Origin of the sequence: Pseudomonas sp. FP215, assembly GCF_030687795.1 — a bacterium.
GTDB classification, from domain to species: Bacteria; Pseudomonadota; Gammaproteobacteria; order Pseudomonadales; family Pseudomonadaceae; genus Aquipseudomonas; species Aquipseudomonas salmasensis.
The window spans coordinates 3978606-3994359 of the sequence record NZ_CP117447.1; the positions used below are offsets into that span (position 1 = coordinate 3978606).

General features: G+C 59.5%; 7 protein-coding genes and 1 pseudogene. 6 read left to right on the plus strand and 2 right to left on the minus strand.

Going from position 1 to position 15754, the window contains the following annotated elements:
• Positions 1-165 precede the first annotated feature (165 nt).
• Positions 166-423 (plus strand): annotated as a pseudogene (locus tag PSH76_RS17840) (response regulator transcription factor); the annotation flags it as partial.
• A gap of 37 nt (positions 424-460) precedes the next feature.
• Here PSH76_RS17840 and tssM read toward each other — a convergent pair.
• On the minus strand, positions 461-4138 hold the full coding sequence (gene tssM / locus PSH76_RS17845) for a type VI secretion system membrane subunit TssM (protein WP_305492684.1): 3678 nt from the start codon (positions 4136-4138) through the stop codon (positions 461-463).
• Between the two features lie 61 nt (positions 4139-4199).
• On the opposite strand from tssM, the gene PSH76_RS17850 reads away from it, so the two are divergent.
• Positions 4200-4430 carry a hypothetical protein gene (locus PSH76_RS17850; protein WP_305492685.1) on the plus strand — a complete coding sequence of 77 codons (231 nt, stop codon included), beginning with the start codon at positions 4200-4202 and terminating at the stop codon, positions 4428-4430.
• A gap of 154 nt (positions 4431-4584) precedes the next feature.
• Here the strand turns inward: PSH76_RS17850 and PSH76_RS17855 are convergent, their stop codons facing one another.
• Positions 4585-5565 carry an IS5-like element IS1384 family transposase gene (locus PSH76_RS17855; RefSeq protein ID WP_010466230.1) on the minus strand — a complete coding sequence of 327 codons (981 nt, stop codon included), beginning with the start codon at positions 5563-5565 and terminating at the stop codon, positions 4585-4587.
• Positions 5566-5646: 81 nt separating this feature from the next.
• Here PSH76_RS17855 and tssF point away from each other — a divergent pair, with 81 nt between their 5' ends.
• The 4 genes from tssF to PSH76_RS17875 all read left to right on the plus strand — a co-directional run bounded on the left by tssF (position 5647) and on the right by PSH76_RS17875 (position 15745).
• Positions 5647-7413, plus strand: coding sequence for a type VI secretion system baseplate subunit TssF (gene tssF, locus PSH76_RS17860; protein ID WP_305492686.1), 1767 nt, complete (start codon positions 5647-5649; stop codon positions 7411-7413).
• 15 nt (positions 7414-7428) lie between these two features.
• Positions 7429-8226, plus strand: a complete 798-nt coding sequence (gene icmH, locus PSH76_RS17865) for a type IVB secretion system protein IcmH/DotU (RefSeq protein WP_078802812.1) — start codon at positions 7429-7431, stop codon at positions 8224-8226.
• Positions 8227-8417: 191 nt separating this feature from the next.
• Complete coding sequence (locus PSH76_RS17870) at positions 8418-11198, plus strand: type VI secretion system Vgr family protein (protein WP_305492687.1); 2781 nt, start codon at positions 8418-8420, stop codon at positions 11196-11198.
• Entirely contained in the window at positions 11195-15745 is a 4551-nt protein-coding gene (locus PSH76_RS17875; RefSeq protein WP_305492688.1) for an RHS repeat-associated core domain-containing protein, read from the plus strand. The genes PSH76_RS17870 and PSH76_RS17875 overlap by 4 nt, the downstream gene beginning before the upstream one ends.
• The last annotated feature ends 9 nt before the right edge of the window (positions 15746-15754 follow it).

Sequence of the window (15754 nt, forward strand, 5' to 3'; positions counted from 1 at the left end):
AACGACCCGGATTCCAGGAGCCAGATAGGAGCGGCGCGAGGGAGAACCGGGTCAAGTTTCAGAAAGCACCGGCATATGATGGAAGCGCGTAAGCTATTGATAAACCTGCTGTATCGGGCTACGTCGCAGTCCAGCGAACTACCGGGCTGGAGTCATCGTGAAACAAAAAACCTCGCCGAGCCGACCCCATGGGCCGAGGCACTCACTCAGTTGGAAACACACGTAACGACGCGTGAAAAAGACGTGCTCAAGTTACTGCTCAGTGGGTTCTCCAACAAAGAGATCGCCGGCAAGCTGTCGTTGTCGACAGAAACCATCAAGGTTCACCGCCGCAATATCTATAGCAAGCTGAATATCAAATCTCAGTCGGAGCTGTTTGCGCGGTTTTTTATGCCACGGCAGGAGATTACCTCGACGCTTTGAAGGGGGGCGGTGCGCTGGCGAGGTAAATTGCGCAGTTCTACAACAGGGTGACCTCATCCTCGGATGATGCTTGCCGCCGCTCTTCCAGCAAAGTCCTCGGTAAAGCAAACCCTTCAAAACTTCGCTGGGTGATGGGGTTGTTGGCTTTCTCCGCACCAATGCGATAACGCATCAACCCATCGGCAACGGCAAAGGTCAGGTCCACGCTGGTGTCGGTTCTTCCATTGAGGTGCCCGCGGCTAAGCAGCCGAAACAGTGACCACGGTCCGCGATAACTCAAACTGGCGGTGTTGCCGGTGCTGTGTACCAGGGTCAGTTGGCTGCCATTGGTATTGCCCAGGGTGTTCGGCCACACCAGCCCCGTGCGTTGCGGCGCACCATGCTGATAAGGGATCAACTGGCCATCGACGCTGAACATGCTGCTCAGGCGGGTCGCACTCAAGGCCAGCGGCTCGATGGTTAGTTGCACGGCCAATTGGCCGTCTGGGTTGAAGAAGGTTTCGCGGATGCGCTCAGCCTTTTCAAGTTGCTCCAATACCTCTTGGCGCACCCAGTGGCCGCCCTGGTCTCCAGTGGACAGGCTATCCAGATTGTCCTTGAGGAATACGTTCAGATACTGGTCCTGAAACCGTTGCAGACGCCCTTTTGGTCCGAAGAAAGCGACGAAGTCCTGCAGCGAGGCATCCTCGCCACTGGCCTTGAACGGATAGCGTCCAGCCAAGCGGTCACGGTAAAAGCTGTAAATCTCACTGTCCCAACGTTTTTCTAACTCGCGCAACGCGGTAATGTTCAGCATCTGAGAGCTCTGTACAGCCAATTGGTTAACGTGGCGGTTCAGTGGCTCGGGCAGACCCGAAGCGATGCGTTGCAAGTTGCGGATCGGGTCAGGATCGGACTTGGAAAACCGGGTAAGCACCACGCCCAGTGCCGCCTTGCCAGGGTTCGGCTGATCCTGCACACCTTTAACATAGTCGTAGACGCCACTGATCGCGCGCAGGGTTTCTTCGTAGTAGGAGGGCTTGTCCTGCTCGGCATTGAGCAACCCGGACAGGCCCGCGAACGCGCGGTGGATGCCGAGCGCCTGAGTGCGACCCGCCTCATCGCCGGGAGCGCCCTCGTCCTTGCCGGTGGATGGTGGATAGATCAGCGTGTTGTCACGCACGGTTTCCAACAGACGACGCAGCGGCGCGGCCGGGCCGGTGACTTGCCCCAGTACTTCCAGGGTTTGGGCCAGGTCAGTGAAGTCGGTCACGGCGAACTGGTTCAACGCGCGGCGCCAGCTGTCGACGTAATCAGCGCTGTACAAGCCCCGCAGTCGCTCGGTCAGCACCCGGCGGTCAGCCTCGGAATAATCCAGGCTGCGGCGCTCGCCCAGCACCCATTGATCAATCAATGCCAGCTCGGTGACGTTCTGGCTGTTGGGCTCGAAATAATCCCGAAAGCCCCGTGCGGTCAGCAGCGGCGGCAGCGTCAGGTTTTCGTCCAGCGCCGCACCGCTGTCGCGTTCGTTCAGGGGACGGTAGACCACGTCGAAGGCCGGGCCAATTTCATTGCGCAAATCCAGTTCGCCATGCAGGCGTTCCTGGGCCTGCTGGCGCAGGGTCATGTACACCCGCTGCGCCATAGGCAGCTTGCGCAGTTGCTGTTGGGTTAGTGCGATGAGCTCGCGGTGTTCGGGCAGCTCGACATCGGCATAGGACAGCGCGTAAGTCAGATGACGCATCAAGGCGGCCTGGCGTTGGCCCTGCCCCGGATAAGCCTGTTGCCATTGCTGGGCCATCCATTGCGCAACGATCTTCGGACGACGATTGTCGCGATCCTCGATCATGCGATACACGCGCAGCGCGGCAAGTTGCTCGTCGCTGCCCGGTTCGGCGCGGCGGATGACCTCTACAGCGCCTTCGGCAATCGCGGGCAAGAAACGTCGGGACAACAAGTTCAGGTAGGCCTGATCGACCATCGGCCCGATGAGCTGCCCCTGGTACAAGCCCATGTCGGCCAATTGCGGCCAGGTGGCTCGATAGTCGCCATACACCGTGACAGCCTTACGAATTTCATCCAGCGGCACCAGCAAGTTCAGCCCGGTGGGGTCTGCCTGCAGGTCGCTGGCCTTGCTGCTGAAGGCCTGGCTTTGGGCCAGGACCTGGTCGGCCTTGTCGTGGTTGACACTGTAGTAGTACCACCAACCGCCCACCAGCAATGCGCTGGAAATCCCGGCCAGTACCGAACCGCTGAGCAGCAGGCGACGCTTGTGCCGTGCCACCTTGAAGTTGTCCCCGGCCAACCCGGCTTCCGGGTAGACCACCCGCTGCAACAGGTGCTGGGCGAAGTACACCACCGAATGCCCCTGGGGTTTGGCCGAGCTGACCGGTGCGGGAAAACCATAGGCCCGTGCCGAGGCCTCGACAAACAAGTTGGCCACCACACCGCGCTGGTACACCGACGACAGATACACACCACGCACCAGGGCTGGCGTGGTGTAGCGATCACTGCCCAACACATCGCCAAGAAAGCGCAACAAAATCTCCCGTGAGCCACTGAGCTGACGCATCAGGCAGAACAGGCGCTCACGCACTTCGGCTGGCCCGGGGTCACCCATGGCCCGTATGACCTGCCTGTTCAACGCATCGACGAAGCGGTCATAGACGACCGTCAACTCACCCAGCCAGGCATCAAAATCCCCGACGGATTCGAGACTGAAGGTAAACCCCTGCACCTCTTCCCGCGCCGACGCCGGAAGCTTGGCGAACAACTCTTCAAAACCATCGAGCAAGTCGAACTTGCTCAGCACCACGTACAACGGCAGGCGCGTGCCCAGTTCATGGCCTAGTTCGTTCAGGCGAGCGCGCAACATATAGGCCAGATTGCGGCGCTCGTTGGGCGGGCGCTCGAAGAGGCTGACCATGTCCACCAACAGCACCACGCCGTTGAGCGGACGACGGCTGCGGCTGCGCGCCAGCCAGTCGATCATATGGTGCCACAGGCGTTTCTCGGCGCCGGCGGGCAGGCCGGTGGGTTGTTTGACTTGGGCAACGACCACGGGCTCGGCGACCGCTTCAGGGTCCGCCGCCGCATTCTCAGTGGGCGCGACTGGAGCCGGCGTCGGCTGCGGTTGCCGCTCGGGCTGGCTGATGAACTCACCGGGCGGATCGATCAACACCGCCTCATCGCCGATCCACCAGTCGATGTCGAACGCAAGGTCTGGATCCGAGGTGGTCTGCGCGGTACCACTGCGCGCGGTGCGGGTCAGGGCGAAACTCTGGCTGGAGCGGCTGATAAAGCTGGACTTGCCGGCGTTCTCTTCCCCCAGCACCAAGTACCAGGGGATCTGGTGCAGGCTACGGCCCTGATGGTTGTCCCAAACCCGCGCCAGATTGTTTTCCAATGAGCGTTCCTGGGCTTGCAGGTGAACCAGACAAGGGTCTTGCACCCGTTGTGCCTGCTGCTCACGCTCCAGCTGCAAACGGCGCTGACGACGATGCACCAGCCAGGTCCAGGCCAACAGCGGCAACACCACCAAAACCACGCTGATGGCCAGGCGCAGCGGCCAAGGCGCCAACGGTTGCGTGTCGCGCCAGGTCCAGTGCGGCGCTAGCCACCAGAGCCAGCCCAGCACCACAGCAATCGCCAACATCCCGGCCACCATAGCGACGAGTGCCCCATGGCGCTGAAGGGCAGAAAACCCACGCGCCAACATGCCCAGCTTCTTATTCATGACTGTTCGCCCCTGAACTTTTTCCAAGATAAAAACGGCCCTACCCTAATGGAGGAAAACAATGTTTGACTTGAAGGATGTCGTTCGTAACTTCAAACAAACAGTAGCAGTGCAAATAACTAGCAATCAATGCTATTTTCTAGAGAAACAAAATATTACACCTAAGCCCTGCAATTACCTTGACGAAACACGCCAACCAAAAGAACCATTCACAAACAGCCTTGCAATCCAAAAAAATATCAAACCACAACTTTCCTACAGAACCTTCTTACAACTAACCCATACAACTTAAACCCACTAAGGATGGTCTGAAGTAGCCATGTATTTCCCCGGCATACCACCTAGCGCAACTTTTAAACTCGCCAAATGATCAAAAAACAATCAATTCGACGAGTATTTCTTACGTTTTCGCCACCCGGACCCCACTCCGGTGGCCATTTCCCGCATTACAGGCGCACCTCTCCTGCATTCGTCAGTAAATGTCGGCGCGCCATCCACAGGTTCGACAGAGCGAACAGTGTCACCAGTTGCGCCGTGTTTTTGGCCAAGCCGCGAAAGCGCACCTTGGTGTAACCGAACTGGCGCTTGATTACCCGGAACGGATGCTCGACCTTGGCGCGCACCTGAGCCTTGGCCTTTTCAATCTTGCGCTTGGCTTTGTACAGCACGCTGCGCTTATCGAGTTTTTTGTAGGTGCTGCGGCGTGCCGCCACCTGCCAGATAACTTCACGTCCTTCATGCTCGGGCCGCTTTTCGACACCGGTGTAGCCTGCATCGGCGCAGACCACGTTTTCGTCGCCATGCAGCAATTTGTCCACCTGGGTGACATCCGCCACATTGGCCGCCGTGCCCACTACGCTGTGCACCAGACCCGATTCGTCATCGGCGCCGATGTGGGCCTTCATGCCAAAATAATACTGGTTTCCCTTCTTGGTCTGGTGCATTTCCGGGTCGCGCTTGCCGTCCTTGTTCTTGGTCGAACTGGGCGCATTGATCAGCGTTGCATCGACGATGGTGCCCTGGCGCAGCGACAGGCCGCGGTCGCCCAGATAGCCATTGATGACAGCGAGGATGCCGGCCGCCAGCTCGTGTTTCTCCAGCAAGCGGCGGAAGTTGAGAATGGTGGTTTCGTCGGGGATGCGCTCCAGGTTCAGCCCGGCAAACTGGCGCAGGATCGTGGTTTCGTACAGCGCTTCCTCCATCGCTGGATCGCTGTAGCCGAACCAGTTCTGCAGCAGATGCACACGCAGCATCGCCATCAACGGGTAGGCCGGACGGCCACCTTCACCTTTCGGATAATGTGGCTCGATCAAAGCAATCAAGCCCTTCCACGGCACCACCCGATCCATCTCGATCAGGAACAACTCCTTGCGGGTTTGCTTGCGCTTGCCAGCGTACTCGGCGTCGGCGAAGGTCATCTGCTTCATCGGGAAACTCGGTGGGTGGGGTCGCGGTATTTTGCCAAATCAGAAAGTCTTTTTCAGAGTTTCCCTAAACAGGCTCGCGCCATGCCACTAAAAGATCGTTTTTCAGAAGAACTTCGCTACTTGCGCGAGTTGGGACGCGAGTTCGCTGAAGATAATCCGCAGCTGGCGCCGTTTCTGGGTGACCAGGCAAGCGACCCAGGTGCCGCGCACCTGCTGGAAGGCTTCGCCTTTCTGACCGCCAAACTGGCCCTGAAAATCGAAGACGATCTTCCGCAGCTCACTCACCCGCTGCTGCAACAGGTTTACCCCAACTACCTGCGTCCATTGCCGAGCGTGACCCACGTGCGTTTTGACCCGGTGGTGCAGGCTCTCAGCGGCCCGCAGGTGATTGCCAAGGGCACGCAGCTGTTTTCCCGGCCGGTAGACGGCGTCAGTTGCACCTTTCGCACCTGTACCGATGTGACCCTTTATCCATTGCAGGTCAGCAGCGTCGGTGTTTCCCACAGTGTGCAAAAGTCGGTGTTAAGCATCGAGCTGCAGGCCTTGTCGGACCAGCCGCTGAGTGAAATCAACAGCAACCGCCTGGATTTCCATCTTGGTGGCAGCGAGCTCAACGCGCTGACGCTCTACCAATGGCTGGCCCAACACCTGAACAAGATGGTGTTGTGTTTCGACGACCAGCGCATGGGCCTGCCCCCGGATGCCCTGGGCTTTCCCGGATTCACGCCCCAGGAGGCCCTGTTACCTGGCCTGGACCATCAACTGGAGGGCTATCGCCTGCTCCAGGAGTATTTCTACTTTCCCCAGCGCTTTCACGGCTTCAGCGTCAGCGGGCTAAGCCGCCTCTGGCCGCAGGCAACGGCGGGGCGGACTCGCCTGGAGTTGCACTTTTCCACTCCGCTGCCGGCGTCCCTCCAGATCACCCCTGACACGCTCTGCCTGTACTGCACCCCTGCCATCAACCTGTTTGAGCACCCCGCCGAACCAATCCAACTGGACGGAGAAGAATTGCACGCATCAGTGCAGCCGCGCGGCCCATACGCCCATACCTATGAGATTTTCAGCATCGACCAGGTCAGCGCTCGGCGTCGCATGCCGCAAACCGCAGCGGACAATTATCGCGTCGACTTCGCCCCGTATGAGTCGTTGCAGCATCAGGTGGAACCGGCCGGCGAGCGCACGGCGCGCTATTACAGCCACACCATTGAACCGGAACTGCTCAAGGATCGCGCCAAACACAGCCTGCGCCTGATCCATGCCGACCAGCGCCCATACCTGGGCGCGCGTGAAGTGCTCAACATCGAACTGACCTGCAGCAACGGCGACCTGCCTAGACACTTAGAGGTGGGCGAACTCAGCCTCATCACCCAAACCACCCCTTCGTTCGCCACCTATCGCAACCTCACCCGTCCAACACGCGCCTACCCGCCGATGCTTGACGGCCAGACCCAGTGGGCGCTGATCTCCAACCTGGCCCTGAACAACCTGTCACTCTCTTCGCCTGCAGCGCTCAAGGCGGTGTTACAGGTATATGACTTCGTCGCCGCTCACGACCTGCCCTACCACCGCGCCACCCAACGCCGCCTGGAGGGCATTCGTCAGGTCAGCACCGCCCCGGTCGATTGGTTGATCAAGGGAGTACCCGTGCGCGGCAGCTGCACCACCCTGACCATGGACCCCGCCGCCTTCAGCAACGCCGGCGACCTGCACCTGTTTGGCAGTGTGCTCTCACATTTCATGGCGCTGTATGCCAGCACCAACGCCTTCCATCAGCTGGAAATCATCAACGCCGCCGACCGCACTGCCTTTACTTGGCCGATGCGTACCGGCCAGCAACCCATCATCTGATTCGTGGAGACCGGCATGCCAACCCTCACCCCTACCACTACCTTCTCCAGTACGCACGACGACGCCCGCGAAAACCTGCCTGACCATGAACTGTTCTGCCATCACGACCCGCTGGAGTTCCAGTTGCGCGGGCATAGCCTCAACCCGCTGGTGGATGTCGCCATGCCACTGTTCGGGTTGGTGATTCGTTTGCGCAAAACCGATGCCTACCGCGCGGGAGAACAACTGCACGGGCACCTCGCTAACCAGATCACGGTCATGCTGGAAGAGCTGCGCCAGCACGACTACAGCGAGGCCGAACTGCGGGTGTTCTCCTATGCGCTGTGCGCGTTTGTCGATGAGGCCGTATTAGCCACGCCTTGGGGCAGCGGGTCGGTGTGGCAAGCCAAATCGCTGCTGAGCACCTTCCATCAGGAAACCTGGGGCGGCGAAACGTTCTTCACCCTGCTGACGCGCCTGCAGGAAACCCCGGAACACTACCGCGACGTGCTGGTGTTCATGTACCTGTGCCTATGCCTGGGCTTCAAGGGCCAGTACAGCGTGCAGACCCAAGGCGACCAGGCCTTGCAAAAGTTGATCAGCCGGTTACAGAGCGTCATCGGCGCGCTGCACGAGCCGGCACCTGAGCAATTGACCCGCCCACTGGATAACGTTGCGCCGCGCAACTACCAGTTGAACCGGCAATGGCCGTTGTGGACGCCCTGGGCAGCAGCCGGAGTGGTTTGCCTGGGGGCATACACGTTCTTTGCCATCCGCTTGAACACCACCACTCAACAAGTCATGCAATCGCTGGAAGCCATCTTGTTGCGTTAACGACGGTGCGCACATTCGTTGCCCCCCCGTACTAACAACGTATGTAGCCACCTCGAAAAAAACACCCCATCCCCAACTTAGAGAAACTTCCCACAACACACACGGAAAGCATGAAGGCGACAGCCAGATAACGCCTCTTTAAAGTTCAAGGCCTCTGAAACCTGCCAAAGGGATTGCCCGCAGGAGTTGCCATGCCTAACTTGCGTGATGTGCGCTTTGCCTTCAGTTCTACCGCCAGTATCGACTTCGATGTGGTCTCGTTTGAACTTACCGAAGGTATTGGCGAACTGTATTGCCTGACCGTGGATTTGGTCAGCACTTCGGCCAACGCCAACTTCATGCAACTGCTGGATCAACCCGCCGCCCTGACCATCTGGCAAGGCGAGCAACCGGTGCGCCATGTACACGGCCTCATCAGCCGTTTCGAACAGGGCAAGACCGGCTTTCGCCGCACCCGCTATCGCGCCGTGATCGAACCACAACTGGCCCGCGCCACCCTGCAATCGGACTGGCGCATCTTCCAGCAACGCAGCGTGCCGCAGATCCTTGAGCAACTGTGCACCGAACGCCGCTGGGGCGCCTTTACCCAGCACCTGACCGAAACCCACCTGCCTCGCGAATACTGCGTACAGGCCGGCGACTTGGACTGGGACTTCTACCAGCGCCTGGCCGCCGAAGAAGGCCTGCTGTCGATCTTCCAGCACAGCGAGGGCGGGCATCAACTGATTCAGGCCGACCATATCGCCAGCTTCGGGATGCTCGAGGGCGAACCGCTGGTGTACGAGGCCAACCCCGGTGGCGATCAGGCGCAGCCGGCGCTGAACAGCTTCACCTACCGCGAGCAGGTGCGTAGTGCCCAGCAAACCCAGCGCGACTACACCTTCACCCACCCGCGCTACAACCTGGAGCAACACGAGCAAGCACGCCAGCTGGAGCACCAAAGCCCCGACTACGAACGCTACGACTACCCCGGCCGCTACAAGCACGACGACGCCGGTAAACCTTTTACCCAGACCCGCCTGCAAGGCCTGCGCGGCGATGCGCGCACCGCCGAAGTCACGGGCGACGATGCGCGCCTGGTGCCGGGGCTGGCGTTTGATCTGACCGGGCATCCGCGTGAAGACCTCAACATCGGCTGGCGCGCCTTGCACATCAAGCACACTGGCCGCCAACACACGGCGATGGAAGAAGAAGCGGCCGACAGCAAAGTGGGTACCCACTACAGCTTCACCGCCACACTGATTCCCGACAGCGTCGAATGGCAAGCGCCACCACGCCCCAAACCCTGTATCGAAGGCCCACAGATCGCCACCGTGGTCGGCCCGCCCGGCGAAGAAATCTACTGCGACGAACACGGCCGCGTGCGCGTGCAATTCCCCTGGGACCGCGAAGGCCAGGACGACGACCGCAGCTCCTGCTGGGTGCGCGTCACCCACAACTGGGCCGGTGCCGGTTGGGGCCACGTTGCCCTGCCCCGGGTCGGTCAGGAAGTGCTGGTGGGCTTTGTGCAAGGCGATCCCGACCAGCCGATGATCATTGGCCGCAGCTACCACGCCATCAACCGTTCACCGTACAAACTGCCGGAGTTCAAGGCCCTCAGCCCCATCCGCAGCAAGGAGCTTCACGGCGAGCGCCACAACGAACTGCGCCTGGACGACACCACCGGGCAAATCAGCGCCGCACTGATGAGCGACCACGCCGCCAGCGCCCTCACCCTCGGCTACCTCACCCACCCACGCCCCGGTGGCGGCGTGCCGCGTGGCGAAGGCTTTGAACTGCGCACCGACGCCCACGGCGTACTGCGCGCCGGCGCGGGCCTATTACTCACCACCCAACTGCGCCCCCGTGCCGCAGAGCACCACACCGACCTGCCGGAGACCGCCGAACAACTCGACACCGCCCGCCAACACCACGCCACCTTCGCCAGCGAAGCCCGCGACCACCTGGCCCAGGAAAGCGGGGACCAGGACGAAGTCGCCGACGCACTCAAGGCCCAACACAGTGCCATCCGTGGCACCGGCGGCAACCCCAACGCCAACCAATACCCGGAACTGGCCGAACCGCACCTGGTACTGCACAGCCCCGCCGGCATCGCCAGCAACACCCCGCAATCCACCCATATCGCCAGCGGCGAACACCTGGCCCTCAGCAGCGGCGGCCACACCAGCCTGGCCATCGGCAAGCGCCTGCTGGTCAGCGCCAGCCGTGGTGTGCGCACCTTTGTGCAAAGCCTGGGCTGGCGGCTGGTGGCGGCCTCCGGCGATATCGATATCCGGGCGCTGAAAGACAACATCAATTTGCTGGCAAAACTCAAGGTCACCGTGACGGCTGAGCGCATCACGTTGAGTGCCAAGGAAGAGATTGTGATTCAGGCGGCGGGGAGTAGCACCACCTATAACGCCGGGGGGATTACCCATGCTACCGGTGGGGTGTACACCGGACACGCCGTGCAGTTTATCTACGACTCTTCGAAGAGTAAGGCGGGGGCGTTTCCGGAGGAGCCGAAGGCGGGGAAAGGGAATTTGGAATTGCTCCAACAGTATGCCAACGGAGTCGCCTTCAAGGGAGGCGAATACAAGGTTGAGGATGCTTTGGGGAAGGTTTTCAAAGGGTCTCTGGACGCGAACGGATTTGCAGCGGTAGCCGGTGTTGCTCCAGGTCCGGCCAAAGTGCTTTTCAGCAAAGACCCGGTCGATGTCTGGACCGATCCCGGCTTTCCCGGTCCGCATGAGCAGATAGAAGCAAGCGCCACTGAAGCCTCCAAACCACTACCGGCACAAGCGCAATCCATGCTGGACAAGGTGCTCAACGCCACAAAGCAAACGCCAACGAGCCTGGCCACCGACCTGCTGAAAAAGACCGTGCCAATGCCAGATGCTGCGACCGCGCTTGCCTCCCAACTACCTCAGGCACTCGTGAAAAACGCCGAGATGCTCGGATTGCCACGCAAGCTCTCGGAGAAGACACAATGACCGCAGCCACTGCGCGCCCGCCTCAATCAGCCACCGCCCCGCTCAATACCACATCAAAAAATGACATTGATGCAGGCAAGGAAAAGCTCGACAAGTGGCTGCGTAATCTCACCAACGATGCCATTGGCTGGAATGCCGTACAGACCGCAGGCGCTGTGATTCCCGGTGTCGGCACCGTCTTTGCCGCGATTGATGCGATTGGTGACCTGCTCACACTGATCGACGGTGATCAAAACGACTTCCTGACCTGGGTCAGCTTTGGTGTCAATGTCGTCGGCCTGATCTCCTTTCCCGGTGTCGGGCCTGCACGGCTGGCGGTGCGCACCACGCTTTTAACGGTCAGGCGCAACGGTTTGCCCGCCATTTCGACGGCCATGCTCAGTGCATTGGAGGAGAACCTTAACGAAAAAACTCGCGGCGCCCTGGAAGATTTTGCCAACGCCATCCAAGCGCGTCTCAGTGAACTGCTCACCAAAATCGCCGCAGAAATCAGGAAAGCCTGCGCCGCCTTTGCCCGTATGCTCAGGAGTATTGCCAGCGAGCAAGGGCAGCAGGCGCTGGCAAAGAAGGCCAAGATTGGCTCTTTCTTCTTCGGCCCAGTGGTCGGCATTGCCGCCCAATTCATGATTGACGACAGGCTTCTGTCCAAAGCCGTTTGCCAGAAACTGCTCACCGTCGCCAGTGCCGCTGACAGAATCGGCTTGGCGGTGGCGCAAAAAGTACAGGGGCTAGGAGACCCGAAAAAAATCGGCAGCATCGGCAACCTGATCATGGCATTGGTCAGCGCATTGGCAGCCCGCAAACGTCGAGGTACTCAAACAGCCAGTGCCTCCAGTCACCAGAACAATCGAGCTCAAGCGACCCAAGGCCAAGGCCCACTGGTCAGTCAATCAACTCAACGTAAAACCGCCCATGACCCAAATGGTTGTAAGAACTGCAAGCCTAGCGTCCCTGTAGGTACTCGCCACAGCATCAGTTTCGCCACCGGCAGTGAAACACTGGAACATACCGATTTCTCGCTGCCCGGCCCCTTCCCAATCGAGTGGACGCGAACCTACCGTTCCAGCCTTGCTGCATTTGATCAAGGAAGCCTTGGCGCACGTTGGATCACGCCATTCTCGATTCGCATTGATCAAGATGAGAACGGCCTGAGCTATAACGGCTATGACGGGCGCAGCCAGCGTTACCCTGATGTCCAGATCAGCAAGCATCACTACGACCCGATCGAAGGGGTGTTGCTGATTCGCACCACGCTCAACACGTTGGTGGTCGTGCGCGGTCACGACAGCCAGGAGACATTTCAAAAGCAAGGTGATCGCTACCTGCTCAGCGGCATTACCTTACGAGGGGGCGCACGCATCGCCCTGCACTATGAGCATCAACATGCAGGCCGGGCCCTGCTTTCAGACCTGCTCACCTACCAGGATGACACTCAGCACCAGCACATTCAGACCCGCCTCGACGAACACGGCCGTATCAATGCTCTGTGGTTGATGCACGAAGGCCTGCCTCAGCGCCAACTGACGGGTTATGACTACGACGAACACGGCGACCTGATTGCCGCCCGCGACGAACACGCCGCGCAGTGGGACTACCAATATCAGCATCACCTGATCACCCGTTATACCGACCGCACCGGGCGCGGTATCAACCTGCAATGGCAAGGCGAAGGTGCCGACGCCAAGGCCATACGCGAATGGGCCGACGACGGCACCTACGACACCCGCCTGGAGTGGGATGAAAATATCCGCCTGACCTACGTGACCGACGCGCTGGGCCAGGAGACCTGGTACTACTACGACATCCTCGGCTACACCTACCGTGTCATCCATCCAGACGGCAATGAAGAGTGGTTCTACCGGGACGATGCCAAGAACGTCGTCCGTCATATCCACACCGACGGTAGTACCGACAACTATGTCTACGATGACCGGAGCAACCTGCTCCAACACCTCCGCCCCGACGGCAGCAGTGTTCATCACGCCTACGATGATCAGGATCAACGCTTCAAAACCCGCGATGCCGAAGGCGGCCTGTGGAAGTACGACTACGATCAACGCGGCAACATCATCGAAACCATCGACCCGCTGGAGAACAAAACCCAGTACAGCTACAACAGCGACAACCTGCCCGTGGTCATCACCGATGCCAACGGTGGTGCCAAGCAACTGGCCTACAACGCTGACGGCCAGCTGACTCGCTATACCGATTGTTCCGGCAAGGTTAGCCAGTGGCATTACGATTCTTTAGGGCAACTCGCCAGTTTTACCGATGCCGAAGGGAGCACCACTGCCTATGAGTACCGCGCCGGGCAACTCGTACGACTGATCCACCCAGACAAGACCGAAGAACACTTCGAACGCGACGCCGAAGGTCGCCTGCTCACCCACACCGACGCCCTGCGCCAACGCACCACCTGGTATTACAACGAGGCTGGGCTGATCCAGAAGCGCCTGGATGCCAACGACACAACCCTCGATTACCGCTGGGATCGCCTCGGTCAACTGACCGAGTTACGCAACGAAAACAACAGCACCGCCAGCTTCAAGTACGATCCAGCCGGACGTCTACGCCAGGAAACCAGCTTCGACCAGCAGATCACCGATTACCTCTACGACCACGGCAGCAACCAGCCGACCCGTCGCATAGCTGGCGACCGGGTCACTACGTTCGAGTACGACCCACTCGGTCGCTTGATCGCCCGTAATGCCGGGCACAGGAAGGGCGAGGAATGGCAGACCGAGACCTTCGCCTACGACGGCAATGGCAACCTGCTGCTGGCAGAGAATGCCGCCTGCAGGCTGCAATGGTTCTACGACCGCGCGGGCAACAACACCCGCGAACACCAATACCTGCGCTATTTGCAGGAACCGCATGTCGCCATTTGGAAGCACGAATACGATGCCCTCAACCAGCGTATCGCTACTACACGACCAGACGGCCATCGTGTCAGTTGGTTGACCTATGGCAGCGGTCATCTATTGGCCTTGAAGGTCGACGACACCGAACTGCTCAGCTACCAGCGCGACGACCTGCACCGCGAAATCGCCCGCGACCAGGGCAACGGTCTACAGCAGCGGCAGGCCTGGACACCCAACGGCCAGTTGCGGGAACAGGCATTGGGTAAACGCGGCGACCCTCAACGCCTGGTAGTACGCAACTACCGGCACGACGCTGCCGGCCAACTGACTCGCATCGACGACACCCGACGCGGAGCCCTCAGCTATCGCTACGACCCACTTGGTCGCCTGCTCGCAGCCCAAACCATCAGCGGCGAAGAAACCTTCGCCTTCGACCCGGCCAGCAACCTGCTGGACCCGCAGGCACCGCGTCGTCCCAACCAATACGGCCCAACCAAACTGCTCGACAACCTGCTGCGCGACTACGTTGGCACCCACTACAGCTACGACGAACGCGGCAACCTCAAGGAACGTCTGCACAACGGCAAAAAATCCCACTTCACCTGGGATTTGTACGACCGTCTGATCGGCTACGTAGATGACAGGTTGACCGTCAGCTTTGCCTACGACGCACTGGGACGGCGTCTGTTCAAACTGTCCAAGGCCAAGTACCACGACCGCCGCGAAGCCGGGCCAATGTGGAACAAGCTAGAGCGCGCCAAGCTCGACGAACAATACGGCTGTGGCTACACGATCTATGGCTGGGACGGCGATGTGCTGGCCTTCGAAAGCCGTAACAACGACAAAAGCGAACGCCTCACCCACTACTTTTTTGAACCGGGCAGTTTTGTGCCGGTGGCGCAGGCGGTGGAGCAACGCAGCATCCAACTGCTGCCCGAGCCGGTCTATGAAGCCGCTTACGACATCGACCGTGACCCGGTTTGGCAGCACAAGCCTAAGCCGGTGAATTTCAGCGCTGTGGCCTGGTACCAATGCGACCACCTCGGCACACCGATGGAATTGACCGACGAGAACGGCGACATCGCCTGGGCCGGGGTCTACAAGGCTTGGGGACTGGCTAAGGAACAACGCAGCGAGACGGCAAACCGTGCGGATGTGCGCAACCCGCTGCGCTTTCAAGGTCAGTACTTCGATGTTGAAACCGGGCTGCACTACAATCGCTATCGGTACTATGATCCGCAGGTCGGGCGGTTTATTGGCAAGGATCCGATTGGGTTTGCGGGCGGGCTTAACGTTTATGCGTATGCGCCCACCCCTACTTCTTGGGTAGACCCTTTTGGAACGAATAAGATCAGCTCTACGCTTACGCGCCCCACAGGGGAGTCGATTAAGCTCCCCGATTTTAGATCGTCACCAGGAGCAAAAAACATGCCCGGACGAACAGAAGATGCGGAGCAAAAACTATTACGTCATATTGAAAACAATTATTCAAAATCCGAGTTGGAAGGGTGCACCTTAGATATAACCTCCGAACCATCATTTATCAAAGTTAACGGAAAAACCGTTCCTATTGGCGGAATAAAACCATGCCCGGCGTGTGGCACAGCGATGGGCAATTTCGCGGCCAAAAACAATATGGATGTGAATTACACCTGTAAGAACAAGACCAACCGATACTCAAGATAGGAGAAAACC